Origin of the sequence: Novosphingobium marinum, assembly GCF_013408095.1 — a bacterium.
GTDB classification, from domain to species: Bacteria; Pseudomonadota; Alphaproteobacteria; order Sphingomonadales; family Sphingomonadaceae; genus Novosphingobium; species Novosphingobium marinum.
The window spans coordinates 26,622-47,973 of sequence record NZ_JACBZF010000006.1 but is presented as its reverse complement, the minus strand read 5'-3'; the positions used below and the strand labels follow the sequence as shown (position 1 = coordinate 47,973).

Sequence of the window (21,352 nt, the reverse complement as noted above, 5' to 3'; positions counted from 1 at the left end):
CCGCAAAGAGTTTCCACGAACACGCTCCATTGTCGCTCCAGAAGCGGTGCGTCAGAACGAGGACAAGGTCGTCGCCAACGTGAGAGTGTATGAGCCGCCTGACGATGTTCGTTCATCAGACCTAGTATGCCCGGTTCTCTTTTGGTGTAAGAAGGAGAGGCTATGATTCGTTTGGTCATCATGGGCGCGGCCCTCATCTTTGCATCGAATGCGGCACATGCTCGGCAAACCGGAGCGCCGAATGAGGCTATCATGGGTGTTTGGGCTAACCCGTCCGGAAGTGTTCGTGTCCGGATCGAGGAATGCGGCACGAAGCTTTGCGGCGTCGTTGTTTATGCAAACGAGAAAGCGAAGGCCGACGCAGCGAAAGCCGGAACCGACGTGCTCATAGGCATCAATCTTTTCCGCGAGTTCGATCGGTACGGCCGGAACAAATGGCGCGGGAAAGTTCTGGTTCCCGATCTCGACAGAACGGTCGGCGGGGAATTGAAACCGATCAGCGCCGACACCCTCCAGGTTCATGGATGTATGTTCGGGCATGTCGGTTGCAAGAACCAGAAATGGACGCGGGTTTCAAACTGATGTGTACTGCCGGGAGCGTTGCAACCGCAGAGAGCACGTTGAACACGATCGTCCATTTGACGTCTGCCCTTTGCCCTGCGGGGCAGGAAAGTGAAGTGGCAAACTGATTCCCCCATCACGATAAAGGAACCGTCACCGCCTTCTCTCCATGCATTGATTAGTGGCCGATCGATGCGCCATATAACTCCTATATGGCGATGTGTCGATGTGTCGGTCAATTAAGGACATTGTTAGCGAAGCGGACCGGCTGCACAGGTCCGAGGGCGGGAGCCTCGTGGGTTTGGCCTGTCGTGGAGCAACAATGGGCAATAACATGTCCAATGATGATTGCTCCGACGGCGGCAGTTACCGCGATGATGCCAGAGCGTCGAAGCCGGAGATGACATCGAACAGTTCTTCATCAATGTCGCTCTGGCGCAGCTGATGAAAGGCGGCGCGCAGTTGCTCGAGCAATTCGCTGATATTCTTGTCGGCGCGCTCCATGGCTACCAGCCGGCTCGCATTCTCGCTCGCGAGAGACTCGGCGCAGGCCCGAAAGAGTGAGATGAACAGAAACTCGCGGATGAAGGCGCTCGTTGCCGGATAATTGGCGCCTACGATTTCAGGGAGATTCTGGGCGGGCCAGGGGATGTTGAGCAGATCTTGTTGCCACTGTGTGTCGAGCGGCAACAATCGCTGCCCGACCGGTTCATATAGAGAGCCGGGCAACGGGCGATTGTGGAACACCCACAGACTTGCACCATTGGCTGCTTGCGTTTCACTGGCCAACTGAACCTGCGCGACAAGCGAGGCGATGGCCTGGATTGAACTGGGTACTGGCAAGAGTCCCACTAGTTGCAATCCGGCATCCGCCAGGCGGGCAGAAATACGTTCGCCGATCGCCCACACCAAGCATTTGCCGTGAAGCGTGGCAAGGGTCGTGATCGCGTGCTCGGCGATCACGTCGTTAAACTGACCCACCAGACCTTGATCCGACCCGAAAACAATCGCGCTGACTGCTTTGTTGTGCCCGTGTCGTTCTTCGCCGCGCGCTGGAAGCGGGCGCGCGCTTTGCCGAAAGCAGACGCCCAACCCAAGTTCAACAGCGCGCTGGTAATCGGCCAATCCGCGAACGGATCTTTCGAATTGTCCGATGCTCGATGCAGCCAGGGCCTTCATTGTCCGGACGACGGACTGGAGATCGTCGGCACTCTGGATCTTTCGCTTCAGGCCTTCCGTCGTATTGCTCATGACGTGGCCGTTCCATCCTTCGCGGCTTTGAACTGAGCGGCGACCAAAGGGGAACGATTCCTGGACTCGGCTATTGCGTCTGACGGCGGTGCGCCCTGGAAAGGAGCAAGTGCCTGCCGGGCGATTTCGATAATCGCTGCGCGATCGTCATCGCTCAGCTTTTCGGCGCTTTCCAGTTGCGCCCGCACGTTAGCCGGGATGTTGGAGGCAGCCTTCTGAACCGCAAGCTCAGCATTCGCCATCTGGCCGAGCGCAACCGTATCGAAAAGTTTCGTGGTTACGGCCAGAAGGATCGCAATTTGCGCCGGTACTGAGACTGGCGCGTTTTCGGGCTGTTGGAGGCAGGCGCGAATGCGGCGACCATGTTCGATTGTTTTGCGGGTGTCTTGATCAAGCTTGGCACCGAACCGGGCGAAGGTCTCGAGTTCCTCAAACTGAGCATAGGCGAGCTTGAGATCGCCAGCTACAGCGCGGAAAGCTGCGCGTTGCGCCTTGCCGCCGACACGCGAGACGGATTTGCCGACATCGACGGCAGGCAATACACCCAGTTCGAACAACGCAGGGGAGAGATATATCTGGCCATCGGTGATCGAAATCAGGTTGGTTGGAATATATGCGGACAGGTTCTGCGCTTCGGTTTCAACGATCGGGAGCGCCGTGAGCGACCCGCTTCCGAGCTCCTCGCGCAGGTGCGTTGCCCTTTCGAGCAGCCGCGCGTGAATGTAAAAGATATCGCCGGGAAAGGCCTCGCGGCCGGGCGGACGTCGCAATAGCAGGGATAGCTCACGGTAAGCACGGGCATGCTGCGTGAGATCGTCATAAACAATCAGCACGGCGCGACCCTGCGCCATGAAATGCTCTGCGATGCTGGTAGCAGCGTAAGGGGCGATGAAGGTCAGACCCGGCGGATCGTTCCCCTCGGTGACCACAACCACCGTATAGTCCATAGCACCGGCTTCCCGCAGTGTTGCTACCGTCTTTGCAACGGCGGAGGCACGCTGGCCGATGGCACAATACACGCACAGCAGATTCTGATCGCGCTGATTGAGAATGGTGTCGATCGCAATGGCGGTCTTGCCTGTCTGTCGATCACCCAAGATCAATTCGCGTTGACCACGGCCGACCGGAATGAGGGCGTCGATGACCTTGATCCCGGTCTGGAGCGGGATCGTAACTGCCGCGCGATCCATAATGTGCGGCGCGTTACGCTCAATGGGCAAGCGCTCGCTGGTGATGACCGGGCCTTTGTCGTCGAGCGGTCGTCCAAGCGGATCGATAACGCGCCCCAGCAAGCCATCGCCTACTGCGACATCCATCACCCGGCTCGTGCGCCCGACTTCATCACCAGCGTTGAGATGAGAATGGGGCCCGAGGAGCACAACGTCGATTTCGTCTTCGTCGACATTGAACGCTATGCCGAGCGTGCCGCCCTGAAATCTGATGAGTTCCTCAAAGCCGACGGAAGGAAGGCCGGCCACCTTGGCCACACCAGTGGCAATGGCGGTGATCGTGCCGACCTCCTTCGATGTCAGCTGCGGTTTGAATGTTTTTCGCGCCTGTCCAACTGCGGATAAGGCAGGACCGAGAACACTCGGCAAGTTCTCAGGCTTGACGATCATTCGCCCTTCCTGTCCAGTTTTGATGGTTCAGTGATTTTAGGGTTGAGACCCTCGGTTTTCGCGATCGATGTTGAGCCGTGCTTTAGGGTGGTCTGGGTCTTTACTTCACCTCTCTCCGCAAGTAGTCCATCGACCTGGCTTTCAAGAGACGTCAGATAATCGGCGATGCTCCAGGCGAGCTTTTGTCCATTTGCGATCAGCTCAATCCCGCCGACCAATTCGGGGGCGACAACGAACCGGACGCGGACGTCGATTGAGAAGATATCGTGGAGCGCTTTTTCGATTGCCGCGCGGTGTTCGGCGGGCAAATCAAATGCGCTGCGCACAAGCGCCGGATCAGGGGTCGTCTCGAGAGCCTTGCCAAGTCGCTCCTTGGACCCGCTGTCCATCTCCAGCAGCCGGTCGATGAAGACCTCGCTTATGCGCTCGTCGACATTCGCGGCGGCAAGATCCTTTAACGCCATTCGCGCAACGGAAAAAACCTCCTGCTGGGCCTGGCGGGAGATTGCTTGATTGAGATTGTGAGCCTCGCTTAGCAGCGCTTCCTGTCGTTTTGCACGCATGCCATCGGCGGCCTTCCGTGCTTCGTCGAGGAGCCGCTGTCGCTCCACGCCCACTTCTATGATCGCCATCTTCATGCGGTCGGTGCGTTGCTGATCGAACTGCTCGTTCTTGCGCCGGAACTCCTCGCGCTCTCGTTCCGCTTCCGCCTTTCTTGCGTCGGCGTCGGCGAGTTCGGCAGCGATCCGTTTTTCGCGCGCATCGATCGCGCCTAGGATCGGGCGATAGAGAAAGCGCTTCAACAGCCACACCAGGATGAGAAAGTTGAGCGCTTGCGCACCGACAGTGAACCAATCGATGAGCACGGACTACTGTCCCGCGGTCTGAGCGATGATGTTACTCCAAAACGGATTGGCGAAGATGAGTATCATCGAGATCACGAAGCAATAGATTGCGACCGACTCGATCATGGCCAGCCCCACAAACAAGGTTCGTGTGATCGTGGCAGAAGCATCCGGCTGCTGTGCCAGCGAGCTCAGCGCCGTGGCGACCGCGCGTCCTTCGCCCAGCGCGGGCCCGATACTCCCCAAGGCGATCGTCAGTCCGGCAGTGACGATTGAAGCAATCGCAATTAGCGTCGCGCTATCCATAATGCCTCCTTTTTGTTGACGCCGTTCATGCTGAAGGAACTGGTCGTGGCTCTGATCTAGGACCAGTAACGCGTGTGGCGGCAGCGATATATACGGTGGCCAGAATGCTGAAGATGTAGGCTTGCACCATGCCGGTGAGCAGTCCGAGCGCACTCATCACGACGGGGAAAATGAACGGCGTGACGCTGAGGAGGATGGCGAGGATGAGCGCTCCGCTCATCATGTTGCCGAACAGACGCACGGCGAGTGCCAATGTGCGCGACAGTTCACTGATGATGTTGAACGGCAGCATGATGGCTGTCGGTTCCAAATATGATTTGAGATATCCGCCCAGACCCTGTTCCCGAATGCCGTACAGCGGGACGATCACCCAGACGCACAGCGCCAGAGCCGCCGTTGTCGAAAGCGAACCGGTCGGTGGCTCGTAGCCAGGGACAATCGTGAACAGACTGGCCAAGGCGACGAACAGGAAGAGCGTTCCTAAAAAGCCGATGTATTTCCGTGCGGGCCGCAGACCCACATCTTCGATTTGCTGCTCGATGCCCGTGACGATGATTTCCAGCAGATTTTGCCAGCGCGAGCGGTGCAATTCCGTGGAGAGGTTTCGCGTGATGAGCATTGCGCCAATGGCCAGCACAAGCATCAGACCCCATGTGAACACGATTGTGCCGTTGAGCTTGAAAAAGCCTTGCTGCCAGAAGACCATGTCGTCGGGACTAAGGCGCATGGCGTGCCTCCGCTGCCGAGCGGGTGAGGATATTGGTCGATGAACCCGTCAGCCATTTCATCGTCAGACGTGCGGCCAGGAAGCCAAGGAGGGACATGAGCCAGCGCTCCCAATGTGATCCTCCCACCAGATAGAACCCCGCCATGGTGATGCCTGTCCGCACCAGCATGCTGCCCATGAACCAAAGTCCCGGCTGTCTTGACGAAATACCCCTGCGGACGGTCCACCATAGTCCCCCGAAGAAGAACACACCGAGCAGAAGGCCAGCGACCAAAGGTGGCCCCAAAGATCCGAGTTCATTCATGGGTGTCTTCCAGATCGTCCTGCATCGCCTTGTCTTCCTTGGCGATCCAGTGCCACGCGTTGAAACAGCCGATGGCAAGACCCGCCACCAACAGGGCGAGAGTCCAGGAAAATTCGGTTGGATGACGTTGATCCAACCAAATGCCGAGCGCGGCCCCGAGCAGCGTCGGGATTGCTACCGACCAGCCGACGAGCCCCATCATTCCCAAACCGAACCAGACGCCTTTGCCGGCCTTGCGCCGAGCCTTCAGTTTTCGCTCCGCTTTAGTGCCGATCGTCTTACCGAACGACTGCTCTTGGGTTCGAGGTGTCTTGGTCGGCCTATCTCTCATCGCGGACCGTCACCAAACGGCGGATGAGGTCGCCCTCCAGTTTTGCCAGGGTCGAGCGCATGTCTTGATCGCGTCGGTCGAATGTCAGGAACTCCCGTTCCACCGCGTCGCGCAACTGGCCAAGGACTGTCCCGCTCAGTGCGCGGCGGGCAGAGACGAGCACCTCGGCGCCAGATTTGATAATCACACCTTCATCGATGGCGACGAAAGTCTCCCCGTCAGAGGGCGTTTCGTAAATCAATATACCGGGGACGAGGGCCGCCACGCAGTCCAGACGGTGCGGTAAAATGGCAAACGACCCGTCCGGCGTTTCGGCGACGATGCGCATCACGTCAGTCTTCTCGACGAAGATCTCGAACGGCAGGAGAATCTTGAGATTCATGGGTCAGCCCGCAGGTTCGAGTTCTGATTGAGAGTTCGTTCTGGCTTCGTCGATCGCGCCGATCATGTAGAGCGCGCTTTCGGGGAAGTCCTTGAATTCGTCACGCAGGATGCGCTCACAGCCGCTCAGCGCGTCCTCGAGACTGACCAGTTTGCCCTTGTGGCCTGTGAACTGTTCGGTCGTGAAAAAAGGTTGCGTCAGAAATCGCTCCAACCGGCGTGCGCGCGCGACGATGTTGCGATCGGCGGGGGAAAGCTGTTCCAGACCTAACATGGCGATGATGTCTTTGAGCTCATCATATTGTGCAAGTGTCCGGCGGACCTCCTGGGCCAGGCTATAATGGCGTTCGCCGACGACGCCAGGGGTGGCCATCTTGGATCTGGACTGCAGAGGATCGACGGCCGGGAAAAGCCCTTCGCTGGCCCGCTTGCGCGATAACACGATCGACGCGGAGAGATGCGAGAAGGTGTGCACGGCTGCCGGATCGGTAAAATCATCGGCGGGCACATAGACCGCCTGGATTGAGGTGATTGCGCCGGTGTCGGTGTTGGCGATGCGCTCTTCGAACCCCGATAGCTCGGTGCCCATGGTTGGCTGATAGCCCAGGCGCGACGGCATCTGGCCCATCAAGCCCGACACCTCCATGCCCGCCTGTATGAAGCGGAAGATATTATCGACGAGCAGCAAGACATCGCGGTGTTCGTCGTCGCGGTAATATTCGGCCATCGTCAGGGCCACATGTCCCACACGGAATCGCGCGCCTGGCGGTTCGTTCATCTGCCCAAAGACCATCGCCATGTTCTGTAGCACGCCAGCGTCCTTCATCGCATCGTACAGCTCTTCGCCTTCGCGGCAGCGCTCACCGATACCGCAAAAGATACTGATTCCGGCGTTGTGTCCGATCATATTGTGAATCATTTCGGTCAGCAGCACCGTCTTGCCGACACCCGCTCCGCCGAAAAGTCCCGCCTTGCCGCCGCGTTCGAGCGGCGCCAGAACATCGATGACCTTGATCCCGGTCTCGAAGATCTCCGATTTGGTCGAGCGGTGCATAAGCGAGGGCGGTGCGCGGTGAACCGAACGCCATTCGACTTCGGACAAAGCAGCTTTGCGGTCTATGGCGTTACCAAATACGTCGACCATCCGTGAGAGCACGGACTTACCCACGGGGGCCTTGAGCGGCCCGCCTGTGTTTTCCGCCGGCGAGCCGCGAGCCAGGCCCTGTGTCGGTGTTAGGGCAATGCCCCGCACGTGGTGCGCATCTTGCTGCGCCAGCACCTCAATGACGATCTGTCTGTCCGGGCCGGCACGAAGCACGGAATAGATGGGCGGTAAATGATCCTCGAAACGGACATCCACGACACTGCCGCGAACTGCGACGACCACGCCAGCCTTCGCCAATCGCGACGCAGTGCTCATGGCGCCGTGCCAAATGTATTTGCCAGCTGACCTTGGCGTCCGGACGGCCGACAACTTTGCAAGGTTCGAGGGGCGGAGAATGGGCAGGGGGAGGACTCCGCCCCTCGAACGACGCCTGCGCGCTGCTGATTGTTGCCATTATCGCGCGCAGGAACGATCGAAATCATGGATGCGCGCAGCAACAGCGAGGGGCGTATCCCGACCTGGACAGCATGTGAGAATCTCCGTCTGCAAAGTCGTTTCATCAACTGCGGCGCGCCTGGGGCCACTGCAGTGGTTGTCGTTGATTCTGAGATTCTGACGTTCTTCATCTGCGATTCTTACACTTGAAATCTGATTTCTTGGCCTGCGTCGCCCCAAAGGGCATGCGATGGTCGAATCGAGCATATCGATCGTTGTCCAGCCTCCCGGTCCTGAGCCCGAACGCCTGACATGCATTTGTGGTTTGGTTCGGATCATTCACGGCAGGCAGCTGCGGACCGGACTCGGGACATCACCGACATTCTCATACGCCGATTTGCGATGGACGGAGGCGATTCATGATCTGGCGACCTTCCTTCATTTCATGGCTCTGTAAGAGTCTGATTCAAAACTAACCGACGTGATTTCATAGCCTTGTGATGCGGCGCGTGAGGAGCTGGATCGAGGCGATGAACAGCCACGCGGTTGCCGAGGCGATGGTCTGCTCGAAGTCCTTTGCGAGACGTCGGTTTCGGTTGAGCCATGCCAGGGTGCGCTCGACAACCCAGCGGCGTGGGAGAACCTCAAAGCCCTTTGCTTTGTCGGACCGTTTGACGATTTCGACGGTCCACTTACCAACCCTGCGCAACGCCTGGCGGAGCTTGTCGCCAGCATATCCGCCATCGGCGAAGACATGCCGTAGCCACGGGAAGCGATGGATGATTTCGGCGAGCACCAGCGGTGCGCCATCACGATCCTGGATGTCGGCGGTGTGGATCACCGCATGAACGAGATTTCCATCGGTGTCGGTGAGGATGTGGCGCTTGCGTCTCTTGATCTTCTTGCCTGCGTCATAGCCCCGTGAGCCGCCACTTTCCGTGGTTTTGACGCTCTGGCTGTCGATCACTCCGGCGCTTGGCGACGCCTCGCGGCCTACAGCTTCGCGCCCGATCAGCAACAGGACATGATTGAGCGACAGCCACAGCCTGTTATCACGCCACAGGTAGAACCAGCGTCGCACCGTCGAGACCGGCGGAAAGCAGGGCGGTAGCATCCGCCATGGCAGTCCGCCCCGCAGCAGATACAGGATCGCTTCGACAATCCGCCGCAGCGGCCACTTGCGAGGGCGGCCAACATGAGAAGGTGGCGGGAAGAACGGCTCCAGCACCGCCCATTCGGCATCGGTCAAATCACTTGGCAATGCCAGTTCCGCGCGGGCATACTGCGTCCGAGTGGTGTCGGTCCACATCGTTGATTTCCTTCGGTTCGTTGCAAAACCGCTGAATCAACGACTTGAGTAAGCGTCAAGCTAACCAGCTGATACCACTCAACTTAATTTCGGATCAGGCTCTAAGATTTCGAATTCCGGCGCGTCTTTGACGGCGTAGTTGCCTCCTATTGGGGCAAGCAGCACATGACAGTGTCCAAGCGATCGGAGAACGAGATGCAGTACGACGCGAGCGGCAACATCTTTACCATAATTGTCATCCTGTTCATTGCGCTGGCAGTTTTGGCAGGCTCGATCCGCATTCTGCGGGAATATGAGCGTGCGGTTATATTCACGCTCGGTCGTTTTACCGGGGTCAAGGGTCCCGGGCTGATCTTTATTTTCCCCTTCGTACAGACCATTGCACGCGTTGATTTGCGTACGATCGTTCTTGACGTGCCAACCCAGGACCTGATCTCGCGCGACAACGTCTCCATCCACGTGAACGCGGTGATCTACTTCCGCGTGACCGATCCGGAGCGTGCAATCATTCAGGTGGAGCAGTTCGATTATGCCATCAGCCAACTTGCGCAGACCACGCTTCGCTCGGTGCTCGGCAAGCACGAGCTCGACGAAATGCTCTCCGAGCGGGACAAGCTCAACAAGGATATTCAGAGTATTCTTGATGCACAAACCGACGCTTGGGGAATCAAGGTCGCAAATGTCGAAATCAAGCATGTCGATATTCAGGAAAGCATGATCCGTGCGATCGGCCAGCAGGCTGAGGCCGAGCGCGAGCGCCGGGCCAGGGTCATCAATGCCGAAGGCGAGCAACAGGCGGCGCAAAAATTGCTGGAAGCGGCTGAAACTCTTTCGGCACGTCCTGAAGCCATGCAGCTTCGCTATCTGGGTGCTCTGGGCACAATTGCCGGAGATAAGAGCTCGACCATCGTTTTCCCGTTCCCCATTGAATTTGGAGGATTGTTCGAGACTCTGGCCAAGCAAAAAGATGCGCCTGGTGGCGGCAACGCGTAACCCATAGGGCAAGCCGATGCAGTCCTGCCCCTTGCCCGGACCTAAAAAAGAGAAAGATACCTTCACCATGAGATACAGATCGTTCTGGCGCCAAGCGCTTGCTGCGGTGGGCCTAGCAGGAATGCTCTTCGCTCCGGTCACAGCCAACGCGGGTGTAATCGATGGTTCTCAGAGCGCGGGCGGTCTCACGGTGTATTTAGGCGTGGTGCCGGCGGCAGTGGTGAAGGGCCATCCAACCGGCCATCCCGAGGCGGAGATGCATGGCGGTACGCCGGCAAGCTCTCACAGCATGCACATCACGGCCGCTGTCTTTGAAAAGGCTTCAGGGGCCAGAATCAAGGACGCGAATGTCACCGCGCATATCCTCGAGCCTGGCGGAATACAACGATCGGTTCGCCTGCAGCCGATGACTGTCGCGGGCGCTCTTACCTTCGGCGGGTACACCACCTTTGCCCGAGGCATCAATTACCGGATCGGAATTATCGTGGACCGCCCGCCGCACATGTTGCCGTCGCAATCGAAGCAGGCTCCGCACGCGATGCATCGCAAGCCGCCTGTGACGGTGCATTTCACCTATACCCATGATTGAAGCGTGTCGCGCGGCAACCCGGACGGTTGCCAGGTGCGTTCAAGCGACGACGGAGGTCTTCCTCTTCCATGGCGCTCTTGTCGTCTAAAGCGCGGGTCTGCATAATGACAGCAAACTGTAATTCACCGGAGGCTCAAACGTCTTCAGAGGGCGGCGGCAGAAATTCGGCACCGTCAGCGGTCCGGCGCAGGAGGACTTCACAATGGCAGACCCACTCAAAACTCTAGATCAGCACCCCTTACGGTCCCGCGCGGGGGCGCCCGCGCAAATCTACGATTCGGGGCTGCGATCCTATATGCTCGGCGTCTACAATTATATGGCCAGCGGATTGCTGCTCACCGGCTTGGTCGCGCTATTCGTGGCCAGCACGGACAGTGTACGCGCACTGTTCTTTGCTGCAACCGGAGCGCCGACAGGATTGGGATGGGTCGCTGTATTTGCGCCTCTGGCGCTGGTGCTTGCCCTGAGCTTTGGCATCAATCGGTTTTCCGAGACGGCGGTCAAGGCGATGTTCTGGAGCTACGCGGCACTCATGGGCGTGTCGCTCGCTACCATTTTCCTTGCTTACACTGGGGTCAGCATCGCCCGCACCTTCTTCGTGGCGGCATCGGCCTTTGCCGCGTTGAGCTTGTGGGGCTATACGACCAAGCGCGATTTGTCCGCGTGGGGATCGTTCCTGATCATGGGCGTGTTCGGGCTGATCATCGCCATGCTCGTCAACATGTTTCTGAAATCCTCGGTGATGGACATGATCGTGAGCGGCATTGGAGTTCTGCTGTTTGCCGGGCTCACGGCCTATGACACCCAGAAGATCAGGAACATCTATTCTGAGGTTAAGGGCGGCGATTTCCGCGGCAAGGCGATCGTAATGGGTGCACTGACGCTGTATCTAGATTTCATCAACCTGTTCCTGTTTCTGCTCCGCTTCATGGGTGAGCGCCGATGACCATACCCGCTGGCAGCTCCAACGGGCGCGGTAATGCACCTTTTCCGGTTCCTCCGGCCGAAGGTCCTGGCGGTCGCGAGCACGGCGTATTCAAACGGAGTGCAAGGCGCGACAGGTGCTGCCGGACGGAAGTGGCACGCAAAAAAGCAGCCCACGCCCGGATGAACGGAGGCAGTGCATGCACGACCCGGTATTGATGGCGCAAATCATTGGCGGTGCCGGCTTCGTTGCTGCGCTCGACCAGTCCGGCGGTTCGACGCCAACTGCGCTGACAAACTATGGCATCAGCGCTCACGATTATTCCGGTGAAGAAGAGATGTTCGCCCTCATCCATCAGATGCGGAGCCGGCTCATTACCGCTCCGTCGTTCGATGGCCGCAAGATCCTGGGTGCGATCCTGTTCGAGAAAACGATGGATGGCGAGGTGGACGGCACGCCCGTGCCGGACTTGCTCCGGCAGCGTGGCATCGTGCCCTTCGTCAAGATCGATCAGGGTCTGGAAGACGAGAATGACGGTGTTCGGCTCATGAAGCCGATCCGGGGTCTCGAGACCTTGCTTGACCGCGCAAAGGCCAAGGGCGTTTTCGGTACGAAAATGCGCTCGCTGATCAACGAGGCGTCCACCAAAGCCATTGGCGCAGTTGTCGATCAACAATTCGACATCGCAAATCGCATTCTGGATAAGGGCCTGATTCCAATCGTCGAGCCGGAGGTGAACCTGAAAAGCAAGTCGCGCGCGGAATGCGACGCGATACTCCTTGGCGCACTAGCGAAGGCACTCGATAAGCAGCCAATTGGTCGCCGGGTGATGCTCAAGCTTTCCATGCCAGCAGCGCCAGACCTATTTGCGCCGCTTGTGGGACATCCCAGCTGTGCGCGGGTGTTGGCGCTTTCTGGCGGGTATTCGCAAGAAGAGGCTTGCAACGAGCTGGCGAAAAATCATGCGCTTGTGGCAAGCTTCAGCCGTGCGCTCCTGCAGGATCTGCGCGCCGGGATGGATGACGAGGAATTCAATCGCGTGCTCGCCGAAGCCATTGAGCGGATTTACCGCGCGTCGACCGTGAAGACGGCCAAAAACCCGGTGTGAATTTTTCGAGAGCTGCCAGCGTGGGCTGCATTCGCCTGTTCCCGCTTACGTTGACCTCGGCCGCCGTCATCCGCGATGATGTCGGCGCCGGGCGAGTCGTACCGGCACCAGCTTTCGCAAAAAGTTTCGAGATCGCCGCGGTCGCCCGCTTCCGCAACGAGGGTCCGTATAAAGGTCTGCGAGGGACAGTGGGTCTAGTGGGTGATACGGTCGTCGCCTCCCCGGCGCGCCTCGACCGCGTAACCCGGTGCGCTGAATGAAAAGCGCAGCAGCAGTCCTATCGCGTGCCGCGTAGCCGTTTGCCGGGATCCTGCGTGACCAGGTGGAAGGGAAGCGAATTCAGCCGAAACAGGAGCGCATAGACGTCCCACCCGATATCGGCGACGGCGCTTCGCGCCGATGCTCTGGAAAGCCCTGCGTTGAGCAAGGCCCGATAGGCCGCGGCGGTATAGATGGCGAGTTCCACCATGAGGCGATTGCTCACACTCGGAAGTTGGCCGAGATCCGCCAAGAGACGCAGCCTGCGAGCCTGCGGTTCCAGGCTCTCGAGGAACAGATCAATCTCATCCGACAACCAGCGGAGCGTGGCGCCATCCACCTGCTCGAGCGTTCGCGTCTCGAGCACCTTGCGTGCGGAGCGGGAGAGGCGCCAGCGGACCAGACGACGGACAGGGTGCCAGAAGATATTTACCTCCTTATGGCTCGCTTCTGAGATCGAGCGATCGCAGTCTCAGTGCGTTGCCGATGACCGATACCGAAGACAGACTCATCGCGGCGGCTGCGATCATTGGGCTCAGCAATATGCCAAACCAGGGGAACAGCACGCCAGCGGCAATCGGCACGCCGAGCGAATTGTAGGCGAAGGCGAAGAACAGATTCTGCCGGATATTGCGCATGGTTGCACTCGAAAGCCGGTGCGCCTGGGCCAGGCCTTCGAGATCTCCGCGCACAAGGGTCATGCCGGCGCTTTCAATCGCGACATCGGTGCCGGTTCCCATCGCCACCCCAACATCGGCCGCGGCAAGCGCAGGCGCATCGTTGATCCCGTCGCCCGCCATTGCGACAGTCTTGCCTGCCGCCTTCAATTCACCGACGATGCGGTTCTTGTCCGCAGGCGAGACATCGGCATGGACCTCGTCGATCCCCACTTCGTTCGCCACGGCGCGCGCGGTTGCCTCGCTGTCGCCGGTCAGCATGACCACCCGAATACCGGCTGCGTGGAGACGGCCGATGGCGCGCGCGCTGGTCGGTTTGATCGGATCGGCAACGCCAATCAGCCCGGCCGGCTTACCGTCGATTGCAACGAACATCACCGTCCGCCCCTTCGCGCGCGCGGTTTCGGCGGCGTCGGCCATGATCGCGTCATAGGCACCGACCCGGCGCATCATCTTTGCGTTGCCGATCGCGACGCGCCGGTCGCCGACTCTTGCCTCGATACCTTCGCCCGTCACGGAGGAAAAATCGCTCGCCGCCGCGAACTTGTGGCCGCGCGCGCGAGCGCCCTTGACGATCGCCTCGGCGAGCGGGTGTTCACTGCCGATTTCGGCGGCGCCCACCAGGCGCAGCATCTCCGATTCATCGATGCCCTGTGCAGGTTCGACCATGACCAGCTCCGGTCGGCCTTCGGTCAGTGTCCCGGTTTTGTCGACGACGATGGTGTCGACCTTCTCGAAGGTCTCGAGCGCCTCGGCGTTCTTCACCAGGATACCGTTTTGCGCACCCTTGCCGGTCCCGGTCATGATCGACATTGGCGTGGCGAGGCCCAGGGCGCAGGGGCAGGCAATGATGAGTACGGCTACGGCATTGACCAGGCCATACGCGAACGCCGGTTCCGGCCCCCAGACCGCCCAGGCAGCGAAGGTAAGTATGGCGATGCCGATTACCACGGGCACGAACCAGCCCGCGACAAGATCGGCCAGACGCTGGATCGGCGCGCGGCTGCGCTGCGCCTCAGCCACCATCTGCACGATCTTGGACAGCATCGTGTCCTTGCCCACGCGTTCCGCAGTCATGACAAAGCCGCCGGTCTGGTTGACCGTACCCCCCGTCACCTCGTCGCCGATTGACTTTTTCACCGGTAGCGGCTCGCCGCTGATCATCGATTCATCGACGCTGCTCGAGCCTTCAAGAATACGGCCGTCGACGGCGATCTTGTCGCCGGGGCGGACGCGCAGGCGGTCGCCCGTCGCGACCTGATCGAGAGCGACCTCACGCTCCGAGCCGTCGGGCATGAGTTTTAGCGCGGTCGGCGGAGCGAGTTCGAGCAGCGCGCGCAGAGCGCTCGATGTTGCGCCCCGTGCCTTGAGTTCGAGCACCTGCCCGAGCAGGACGAGCGTGGCGATGACCGCCGCCGCTTCGAAATAGACCGCCACCCGGCCATCGGCATCGTGAAAGCCGGGCGGGAAGATGTGCGGCGCAATCGTTCCCACGACGCTGAACGCATAGGCGATGGCGACGCCGAGCCCGATCAGCGTGAACATGTTGAGGTTCATCGTCCGGACCGATTGCAGACCGCGCGTAAAGAATGGCCACGCGCCCCAGAGCACGACAGGTGTGGCCAGCGCCAGCTGTATCCATTGCGCCAAGGCCGGTTCGACAAGCTGTGAAAACGGCTGTCCCGGGATCAGATCGCCCATCGCGTAGATGAACAACGGGATAGTGAAGAGCAGACTTATCCAGAAGCGCCGGCTCATGTCGATGAGCTCCGGATCGGGGCCGTCATCGAGGCTGAAGGTTTCCGGTTCGAGCGCCATGCCGCAGATCGGGCACGAGCCTGGTCCTTGCTGCCGGATTTCCGGGTGCATCGGGCAGGTGTATATCGTGCCCTCGGGCAGGTCCTCGACCGCCTGCAGATGCGCCCCGCTCAGATACATTTCGGGATCGGTCACGAATTTCTGCTGGCAGTGTGCGGAGCAGAAGTAATGCCGCGCACCATCGTGCTCGGCGCTGTGCTTGGCTCCGGCAATCGTAACGCTCATGCCGCAAACCGGATCAATCGCTACGCCTTCGGTCGGCAGCGCGCCGCTGGCAGAGTCGCAGCAGGTCTTGTGATCAGTCATTTGCAACTCCGAACCAACGCCTTGTGAGGCGGTGCAGGGGGACGAGGAGGGCCGCCGCCCAAAAACCGTAGATGAGGGACCAAAACAGACCCGCGAGAACACCGCCGAGTGTCAGCCATTCGAAACCGGGGAGCCAGGGCGACCAGGCGCGGTGCATTTCGAACCCGGAAGGCAGGGCCAAACCGTAAAGGATACAGGCGATAAGACTGATCATCAGGAACAGGCTCAAAGCCGTGCCCCAGACCTGGATCGCGCGGGGAATGGACAATTGCGTCATGATCGGCTCCTTGCTTCCGGCCGGGCAAATTCGGCGTGCTTCCCGGTTTGTGCCGCTCCGATGGACAGGATAGTGCTTCGACACCATTCTCCGATAGCCGACAGGCGGACATTTGTAAACTTTACCCCGGTAGGGTAAGGAAGGGCGGTGCATTTGGTACGATACGCCCTGAGGCGACGAGGGATCGAGAGATGAAGTTCACCAAGGAAATCGCTCGTCTGCGGCGGGTCGAGGGCCAGGCGAGGGGTGTGATCCGCATGTTGGAAGAAGAGCGGTACTGCGTCGATATCATGCATCAAATCGCTGCGATGGAAGCCGCCTTGCGGGCAACGAGAGCCAAGGTTCTCGCCATTCATGCCCAGGACTGTGTTCAGGAAGCGATCGAGAGCGGCGACAAGGAAACGCAGCGCGCCAAATTCGCCGAACTCGCTGCGCTTTTTGGAAAGGCGGGTCGCTGAGGGCAAAATGCCGGTTGTCATAGCGTTCTGCTTTCCCAGGGCCTCTCCATTTGGGTCCTTGGACAAGGCTTTGAAGGAGTCCTGAGTTGCCTGTGGGGTCATCGCTGTCTCTCCAGCGAGGCCATCGATAGGAACGCGCCGATATAGGCAAGCGTCGATTCCGCGCCCGCGTTGGCATTCATCCGGTCCTCGTGAAGGCCATCATGACACAGACCTTTTTCCGGTTCCACGAGCGCGCGGCCAAGATCATTTCGTCCGAAAAACCATGCCATCGCGATATCCGCGCGCTCGCGCCAGAGGGCGGTGTCGGCACCTGAACTGGCGGCTGCGAGGCACCCATCGACCATGGCATGGGCTTCGATGGGCTGTTGATCGAACCTGCACGGCAATTGGTGTCTGCGTCCAAAATTGTGCGTACCGACCGGGTGAAAAACCTGTCCATCGTACTGCCAGTCCCAGAGTGCCTGCAGGGCCGATAGTCCGGCTTCCCGCAGGTCAGCCATGCCCAGCACCGTACCGGCCGTAATCGCGGCCTCGGCCACGCGTCCATTGTCGTAGGCCAGCCCGTCTTCGAACCACGGCCAGGCAGGTTGCACGGCGTCCCGCCATCGCTGCAGCAATGCATGCGCCAGTTGCTCGCGCAGCTGCTCCGCTTGCCTCCAGGGAGAGCTGTTGCGCAGCAATATGTCCAGACCCGTCAGGACCAGGCTCCACGAACGCGGCGAGGCGAGCTCGTGGAGGCGCGGCAGAACCGCTTCGAAAAGATCGCGTCCCCAGACCCGCATCCAGTCCTGAGGGGGCATCGCAATCATGACGCACAAGGCATGAACAGCGCGAGCGCAAGCATCCTCAGCCGCTTCCTCGTCCAGCCAGCGCCGATCATACGTCATGAAGTTCCTGAAATATCGTGCCTGCCGGTCGAAAGCATGATCGAGAAACGCGGCATAAGCGGCGAGAGCGTGTTGCTCTGCGGCGCTTAGCGTGCGCAGGTGGGCCAGACGGCACATTACCGTTACCGCTCGCGCGTTGTCATCGAGACAGTAGCCGTGAGAACGGTCGACGAAATGATGCCGGGCGTGTTGGGCCAGACCCGTATCGTCGGTCAGCGCCAGCAAGTGGACGGTGATCGCCAGGTCGATCATCTTCTGCCATCCTTCACGGCCGCAAGCTGAAGCCCGCGCACGCTCGCTGCGTTGCCCGGGTGATCCCGACGACGAGACGAGGCGCTGGTCGTCATCGGCATTTGAGTCGTCCACGATAAGCCTGGATTGTGAGCAATCGATTCGGGTTAAACATGTTAAAGCTTCCTGTAGCGTGGCACTCTGTTGCAGAAGTTTGAGGTAGGCGATCCTCAGCGAGAATATTCGTATTGGAAAGCTCGATGGATGATGATCCTGCCACTTCGGCGGCTGCCGGCGACGATGCCTTGAGGCCGATGGACGAAGTCGTCCGACGGGCGCTGGTGGACAGTCATCAGGACATTCTCAAATTCCTGAATCGGCGTCTTCACAGTTCCCACGAAGCGGAGGAGGTTCTGCAGCGCTTCATGCTCAAGGCGATCGAGCGCGCGGGAGACCTTCGCGAGGCAAAGTCGGTCAAAGGTTGGCTTTCGCGCGTTCTGGCAACGACGATTGCCGATTTCCAGCGGACTGTCATCCGACGGCGCAGCAAGGAGATCGGTGTCGATCCGCATGAGCTTGCCGAGAGCAGCCATGCGCACACGCAACCGGAGGTGGATCTTGACCAGACAGTGTGCAATTGCCTTTACCGGCTCCTGCCGACATTGAAACCTGTCTATGCGGAGGTCATCTGGCGCGCCGATTTGCTCGAAGAGCCGCGGGACGAGATCGCGAAAAGTCTCGACACGACGGTCAACAATGTGACCGTCAGATTGCACCGCGCACGTCGTGCGCTGAAGACCCGACTCCTGCAGATGTGCCGCACGTGCATCGAGCATGGCTTTCTCGACTGTGAATGTGCCCATGCAGAGTCCTCGCTTCGAGCCAATGTGGAAGGGTCCTCGGCTGATTAGAGACGGCAGATATCTGTCAGGTCTCGAGCGGTTCTCCGGGGCGTACTGCCAAGTGGATTGTGCGGGACATTGGCTGACAGTACCTGCCCGGACGGGCGCAGGAATGTCTTGGCTCACCTGCAACGAACAGGCATATGTCATGTTGGCGGGATGACGGAGGCGGCTCGCGGGAAGATGGCATCGAATCTCGAATAATCTCCTGCACACCGACTGTCTGACCCATCACCACGGTCGCTGCTTCGTGGCGGGTGTTCTGTCCGCATCACTACGAAGGGCTTTCGTTGACGCGTTGACGACCCGCCGACGAGGATTCCGGCCGGGCTGTTTCATTGCGCCACGCCTTTAGCGCTGCGGCGATTTGTGGGACGACACTGATTGCGTTGGATGGATGCGCAATGGTGTCGGTACTGACGATCCGGCCGGTGCCCGCCGCCTGCAGTTTCCCAAAGGCATCGCCAGCCAGGATCGGATGGACGACGATCGCGATCGGCGCTGCGGCAGCTGCTTCCCGAAGAATGTGCACCGCTTCGATCATGGTGCGCGCGCTCGAGGCGATGTCATCAATGATCACCGGTGTAAGGTTGGATAAATCGGGAAGATTGTCGGCCGAAACACTGACGTCATAGTCGCCCCTGCGCTCCTTGCGGAGAACTGCGTAGCGAGCGCCGGCAAGGCCGGCGATCTCTTCGACCCACTGACCGCTTTCCTCGTCGGGACCGACAAGGACCGGATTGGGAACTTCCTGGCGTATCCACCCGGCGATTGCGGGCGCGGCCTGAACCGCAATGGCCGGAATGGAATAAACTGCGCCGAGGTCCGAGTGACGATGAAGGTGCGGATCGACGGTGATGAGCGCATCAAACGTGCGCGAGAGTAGGCGCGCGAAAGTGACCGAAGTTACGGCTTCGCCTTCATTGAAGGCCTTGTCCTGGCGCATATAGGCCAGATAGGGCGCAACGAGGCCAACGCGGCGCGCGCCCATTTCGCGTGCCTTGTCGGCCGCGAACAAGAGGGCCAAGGCCTTGGTATCGGGCCGATCGAGCGTGCACAGCAGAACGACGTCTCGCTCACGGACGGAGGACAACAGGCGCACATAGCTCTCGCCGTCCGGAAACTGGCGCCAGACGATTTCTCCAAGCTCCATGCCGGTCTCGGCACACAAGTGAGCCGCCATGTCGGGCGAGGCGCTGAGCGAGAACAGGACCGGATTCATAGGCTTGCCAATCGGATGGCGTCGGGATTGGCGGCGGCGAAGGCCAGCGCGTAGTCCAGTTCGCCGCGGCTCTCCGCGTGAACGGTGAAGATCGGCTCTCCCCGCGCTACTGTCGCACCCAGCTTCACATGCAGCGATATACCTGCCGATTTGGATCGCGGTGCACCCGCCAACTTGGCAACACGCGCCAGCGTCCGATTGTCGAATGCCGCCACCCTGGCACTGCGAGGTGCGCTGATCGTATATCGCAGCGGTGCGGTGGACGGTTCGGAAAAGCCCCCTTGAGCTTCGCAAATCGCCATGAACTTGTCGAGCGCCCGGCCGTCGTCGAGGATCGCGCTCGCCTGCGCACGCCCCCGCCCGGGCGGTCCGCCGGCGAGGTCGAGTATTCTGCCTGACAGATCAATCGACCGCTCGCGCAGGTCCGCCGGAGCATCGGGAGCTCTGCGAAGGACGGCGAGAACATCGTGCGCCTCGAGCGCTGGCCCGATGCCCGACCCCACCGGCTGTGTTCCGTCGGTCAACACCGGGGTCACCGAGAGATGGAATTCCGCCGCGACCGCGACCAGATGCGCGCTGAGCCTGGCTGCTTCAGCTGGTGAGCGCACTTTGGCAGTTGCGCCCACGGGTAGATCGAGCAGGACATGCGTCGCCCCGGCCGCGAGCTTCTTGGACAGGATGGACGCGACAAGTTGGACTTCACTATCCACATCGAGCGCGCGCTCGACTCCGATCAGGATGTCGTCAGCCGGGCTCAGGCGCACATTGCCGCCCCAGACGACACATCCGCCCTCACGCTCGACCACGCGCCGCATCGCTGCCAGATCGAGATTGACTGGCGCCATCACTTCCATCGCATCGGCCGTCCCTGCCGGCGAGGTGATGGCGCGGGAAGAGGTTTTGGGCATGGTGAAGCCGGCAGCGGTGACAATCGCCACAATGAGCGGAGTGGTGCGGTTGGCCGGGAGCCCGCCGACGCAGTGTTTGTCCAAAACCAGTTCATCGGGCCAGTCGAGCCGGTCACCCGCTTCGAGCATGGCACGTGTCAACGCCGCAGTTTCTCTCACGTCGAGCGGCTGCCCGGCAAAGGCGGTCACAAATGCGGCGAGTTCCACGTCGGAATAGCGGCCGGTGGCGATATCCGCGACGATCCGCGCAAGCCGGTCCTGCTCGAGACGATGGCCGTAGATCTTGGCGCGCACATCGCTCATCGAAGCGAGTGGCTGCGGATGACGCACTTCAATGACATCGCCATCGCCAGCGTGAAGCTGGCGCCAAAGAGCGTTCGGCAATCCGACCTCGTCGGGGTCGAGCAGGCCGTTTGTCGTGAAAAAGAGCGTTGCGAGTGCGCGGCGGCCTCCCGCATGGACTTCCACGCGCGTCCGCGTCGCGAACCCTTCCGAACGGGCGACTGGACAGTCTGCGTGCATGAACACGATCGCTTCGCCGCCGGTCTCGATGCCGAGGCGTCGGACGCGCAGGCCATGAGGCGCCACTGGCTGGTCGGTAAGCATCTGAGGCCCG

Annotated in this window: 23 protein-coding genes; 7 read left to right on the top strand and 16 right to left on the bottom strand. The window is 60.1% G+C overall.

The genetic code is table 11. From position 1 onward, the window contains the following. Positions 1–162: 162 nt before the first annotated feature. Positions 163–582, top strand: a complete 420-nt coding sequence (locus tag FHS75_RS14855; protein ID WP_218845286.1) for a DUF2147 domain-containing protein — start codon at positions 163–165, stop codon at positions 580–582. A gap of 345 nt (positions 583–927) precedes the next feature. Here FHS75_RS14855 and FHS75_RS14850 read toward each other — a convergent pair whose 3' ends face one another. From FHS75_RS14850 to FHS75_RS14805, 10 genes are all read right to left on the bottom strand, one after another. Continuing rightward, on the bottom strand, positions 928–1,812 hold the full coding sequence (locus tag FHS75_RS14850; protein WP_179408480.1) for a F0F1 ATP synthase subunit gamma: 885 nt from the start codon (positions 1,810–1,812) through the stop codon (positions 928–930). Next, positions 1,809–3,431 carry an alternate F1F0 ATPase, F1 subunit alpha gene (locus FHS75_RS14845; protein WP_179408479.1) on the bottom strand — a complete coding sequence of 541 codons (1,623 nt, stop codon included), beginning with the start codon at positions 3,429–3,431 and terminating at the stop codon, positions 1,809–1,811. The genes FHS75_RS14850 and FHS75_RS14845 overlap by 4 nt, the downstream gene beginning before the upstream one ends. Continuing rightward, positions 3,428–4,297: a F0F1 ATP synthase subunit delta gene (locus FHS75_RS14840; RefSeq protein WP_179408478.1), complete on the bottom strand. Its 870-nt coding sequence runs from the start codon at positions 4,295–4,297 to the stop codon at positions 3,428–3,430. Before FHS75_RS14840 ends, FHS75_RS14845 begins: the two co-directional genes overlap by 4 nt. Positions 4,298–4,300: 3 nt before the next feature. Beyond that, positions 4,301–4,582: a F0F1 ATP synthase subunit C gene (locus tag FHS75_RS14835; protein WP_179408477.1), complete on the bottom strand. Its 282-nt coding sequence runs from the start codon at positions 4,580–4,582 to the stop codon at positions 4,301–4,303. 25 nt (positions 4,583–4,607) lie between these two features. Beyond that, on the bottom strand, positions 4,608–5,309 hold the full coding sequence (locus tag FHS75_RS14830; RefSeq protein WP_066850735.1) for a F0F1 ATP synthase subunit A: 702 nt from the start codon (positions 5,307–5,309) through the stop codon (positions 4,608–4,610). Continuing rightward, positions 5,299–5,613, bottom strand: coding sequence for an ATP synthase subunit I (locus tag FHS75_RS14825; protein ID WP_179408476.1), 315 nt, complete (start codon positions 5,611–5,613; stop codon positions 5,299–5,301). Before FHS75_RS14825 ends, FHS75_RS14830 begins: the two co-directional genes overlap by 11 nt. Then, a complete protein-coding gene (locus FHS75_RS14820; protein WP_179408475.1) occupies positions 5,606–5,944 on the bottom strand; it encodes an AtpZ/AtpI family protein in 339 nt (112 codons plus the stop codon). Before FHS75_RS14820 ends, FHS75_RS14825 begins: the two co-directional genes overlap by 8 nt. Beyond that, positions 5,934–6,326 carry a F0F1 ATP synthase subunit epsilon gene (locus tag FHS75_RS14815; protein ID WP_066850737.1) on the bottom strand — a complete coding sequence of 131 codons (393 nt, stop codon included), beginning with the start codon at positions 6,324–6,326 and terminating at the stop codon, positions 5,934–5,936. Before FHS75_RS14815 ends, FHS75_RS14820 begins: the two co-directional genes overlap by 11 nt. A gap of 3 nt (positions 6,327–6,329) precedes the next feature. Then, a complete protein-coding gene (gene atpD, locus FHS75_RS14810) occupies positions 6,330–7,745 on the bottom strand; it encodes a F0F1 ATP synthase subunit beta (protein WP_179408474.1) in 1,416 nt (471 codons plus the stop codon). Between the two features lie 607 nt (positions 7,746–8,352). Continuing rightward, positions 8,353–9,174, bottom strand: a complete 822-nt coding sequence (locus FHS75_RS14805; RefSeq protein ID WP_179408473.1) for an IS5 family transposase — start codon at positions 9,172–9,174, stop codon at positions 8,353–8,355. Between the two features lie 195 nt (positions 9,175–9,369). Here FHS75_RS14805 and FHS75_RS14800 point away from each other — a divergent pair, with 195 nt between their 5' ends. From FHS75_RS14800 to FHS75_RS14785, 4 genes are all read left to right on the top strand, one after another. After that, positions 9,370–10,167: a slipin family protein gene (locus FHS75_RS14800; RefSeq protein WP_179408472.1), complete on the top strand. Its 798-nt coding sequence runs from the start codon at positions 9,370–9,372 to the stop codon at positions 10,165–10,167. Between the two features lie 67 nt (positions 10,168–10,234). Continuing rightward, a complete protein-coding gene (locus tag FHS75_RS14795; protein ID WP_179408471.1) occupies positions 10,235–10,756 on the top strand; it encodes a hypothetical protein in 522 nt (173 codons plus the stop codon). A gap of 202 nt (positions 10,757–10,958) precedes the next feature. Further along, entirely contained in the window at positions 10,959–11,702 is a 744-nt protein-coding gene (locus tag FHS75_RS14790) for a Bax inhibitor-1/YccA family protein (RefSeq protein WP_179408470.1), read from the top strand. A 178-nt stretch (positions 11,703–11,880) separates the two neighbouring features. Next, positions 11,881–12,789: a fructose bisphosphate aldolase gene (locus FHS75_RS14785; protein WP_179408469.1), complete on the top strand. Its 909-nt coding sequence runs from the start codon at positions 11,881–11,883 to the stop codon at positions 12,787–12,789. A 277-nt stretch (positions 12,790–13,066) separates the two neighbouring features. Here the strand turns inward: FHS75_RS14785 and FHS75_RS14780 are convergent, their stop codons facing one another. The 3 genes from FHS75_RS14780 to FHS75_RS14770 form a co-directional block, all read right to left on the bottom strand. Then, positions 13,067–13,414: a hypothetical protein gene (locus FHS75_RS14780; RefSeq protein WP_179408468.1), complete on the bottom strand. Its 348-nt coding sequence runs from the start codon at positions 13,412–13,414 to the stop codon at positions 13,067–13,069. 70 nt (positions 13,415–13,484) lie between these two features. Next, positions 13,485–15,848, bottom strand: coding sequence for a heavy metal translocating P-type ATPase (locus FHS75_RS14775; RefSeq protein ID WP_179408467.1), 2,364 nt, complete (start codon positions 15,846–15,848; stop codon positions 13,485–13,487). Further along, complete coding sequence (locus tag FHS75_RS14770; RefSeq protein WP_179408466.1) at positions 15,841–16,125, bottom strand: hypothetical protein; 285 nt, start codon at positions 16,123–16,125, stop codon at positions 15,841–15,843. Before FHS75_RS14770 ends, FHS75_RS14775 begins: the two co-directional genes overlap by 8 nt. A 191-nt stretch (positions 16,126–16,316) precedes the next feature. On the opposite strand from FHS75_RS14770, the gene FHS75_RS14765 reads away from it, so the two are divergent. Continuing rightward, positions 16,317–16,583 carry a metal-sensitive transcriptional regulator gene (locus tag FHS75_RS14765; protein ID WP_179408465.1) on the top strand — a complete coding sequence of 89 codons (267 nt, stop codon included), beginning with the start codon at positions 16,317–16,319 and terminating at the stop codon, positions 16,581–16,583. A 98-nt stretch (positions 16,584–16,681) separates the two neighbouring features. Here the strand turns inward: FHS75_RS14765 and FHS75_RS14760 are convergent, their stop codons facing one another. Beyond that, positions 16,682–17,725 (bottom strand): hypothetical protein, encoded by a 1,044-nt coding sequence (locus FHS75_RS14760; RefSeq protein ID WP_179408464.1) that lies wholly within the window; start codon positions 17,723–17,725, stop codon positions 16,682–16,684. Positions 17,726–17,952: 227 nt separating this feature from the next. Between FHS75_RS14760 and FHS75_RS14755 the strand changes: the two genes are divergently transcribed. Beyond that, positions 17,953–18,615 carry an RNA polymerase sigma factor gene (locus FHS75_RS14755; protein ID WP_229735669.1) on the top strand — a complete coding sequence of 221 codons (663 nt, stop codon included), beginning with the start codon at positions 17,953–17,955 and terminating at the stop codon, positions 18,613–18,615. Between the two features lie 265 nt (positions 18,616–18,880). Here the strand turns inward: FHS75_RS14755 and FHS75_RS14750 are convergent, their stop codons facing one another. After that, positions 18,881–19,828 (bottom strand): ribose-phosphate pyrophosphokinase, encoded by a 948-nt coding sequence (locus FHS75_RS14750; protein ID WP_179408463.1) that lies wholly within the window; start codon positions 19,826–19,828, stop codon positions 18,881–18,883. Next, positions 19,825–21,342, bottom strand: a complete 1,518-nt coding sequence (locus tag FHS75_RS14745; RefSeq protein ID WP_179408462.1) for a thymidine phosphorylase family protein — start codon at positions 21,340–21,342, stop codon at positions 19,825–19,827. Before FHS75_RS14745 ends, FHS75_RS14750 begins: the two co-directional genes overlap by 4 nt. Positions 21,343–21,352: the final 10 nt, after the last annotated feature.

Excerpts from the sequence above, each read along its gene's own strand:
- FHS75_RS14855 (WP_218845286.1), top strand. The coding sequence starts at position 163 with ATGATTCGTTTGGTCATCATGGGCGCGGCCCTCATCTTTGCATCGAAT.
- FHS75_RS14850 (WP_179408480.1), bottom strand. The coding sequence starts at position 1,812 with ATGAGCAATACGACGGAAGGCCTGAAGCGAAAGATCCAGAGTGCCGAC.
- FHS75_RS14845 (WP_179408479.1), bottom strand. The coding sequence starts at position 3,431 with ATGATCGTCAAGCCTGAGAACTTGCCGAGTGTTCTCGGTCCTGCCTTA.
- FHS75_RS14835 (WP_179408477.1), bottom strand. The coding sequence starts at position 4,582 with ATGGATAGCGCGACGCTAATTGCGATTGCTTCAATCGTCACTGCCGGA.
- FHS75_RS14830 (WP_066850735.1), bottom strand. The coding sequence starts at position 5,309 with ATGCGCCTTAGTCCCGACGACATGGTCTTCTGGCAGCAAGGCTTTTTC.
- FHS75_RS14825 (WP_179408476.1), bottom strand. The coding sequence starts at position 5,613 with ATGAATGAACTCGGATCTTTGGGGCCACCTTTGGTCGCTGGCCTTCTG.
- FHS75_RS14820 (WP_179408475.1), bottom strand. The coding sequence starts at position 5,944 with ATGAGAGATAGGCCGACCAAGACACCTCGAACCCAAGAGCAGTCGTTC.
- FHS75_RS14815 (WP_066850737.1), bottom strand. The coding sequence starts at position 6,326 with ATGAATCTCAAGATTCTCCTGCCGTTCGAGATCTTCGTCGAGAAGACT.
- atpD (WP_179408474.1), bottom strand. The coding sequence starts at position 7,745 with ATGAGCACTGCGTCGCGATTGGCGAAGGCTGGCGTGGTCGTCGCAGTT.
- FHS75_RS14805 (WP_179408473.1), bottom strand. The coding sequence starts at position 9,174 with ATGTGGACCGACACCACTCGGACGCAGTATGCCCGCGCGGAACTGGCA.
- FHS75_RS14800 (WP_179408472.1), top strand. The coding sequence starts at position 9,370 with ATGCAGTACGACGCGAGCGGCAACATCTTTACCATAATTGTCATCCTG.
- FHS75_RS14795 (WP_179408471.1), top strand. The coding sequence starts at position 10,235 with ATGAGATACAGATCGTTCTGGCGCCAAGCGCTTGCTGCGGTGGGCCTA.
- FHS75_RS14790 (WP_179408470.1), top strand. The coding sequence starts at position 10,959 with ATGGCAGACCCACTCAAAACTCTAGATCAGCACCCCTTACGGTCCCGC.
- FHS75_RS14785 (WP_179408469.1), top strand. The coding sequence starts at position 11,881 with ATGCACGACCCGGTATTGATGGCGCAAATCATTGGCGGTGCCGGCTTC.
- FHS75_RS14775 (WP_179408467.1), bottom strand. The coding sequence starts at position 15,848 with ATGACTGATCACAAGACCTGCTGCGACTCTGCCAGCGGCGCGCTGCCG.
- FHS75_RS14770 (WP_179408466.1), bottom strand. The coding sequence starts at position 16,125 with ATGACGCAATTGTCCATTCCCCGCGCGATCCAGGTCTGGGGCACGGCT.
- FHS75_RS14765 (WP_179408465.1), top strand. The coding sequence starts at position 16,317 with ATGAAGTTCACCAAGGAAATCGCTCGTCTGCGGCGGGTCGAGGGCCAG.
- FHS75_RS14760 (WP_179408464.1), bottom strand. The coding sequence starts at position 17,725 with ATGATCGACCTGGCGATCACCGTCCACTTGCTGGCGCTGACCGACGAT.
- FHS75_RS14750 (WP_179408463.1), bottom strand. The coding sequence starts at position 19,828 with ATGAATCCGGTCCTGTTCTCGCTCAGCGCCTCGCCCGACATGGCGGCT.
- FHS75_RS14745 (WP_179408462.1), bottom strand. The coding sequence starts at position 21,342 with ATGCTTACCGACCAGCCAGTGGCGCCTCATGGCCTGCGCGTCCGACGC.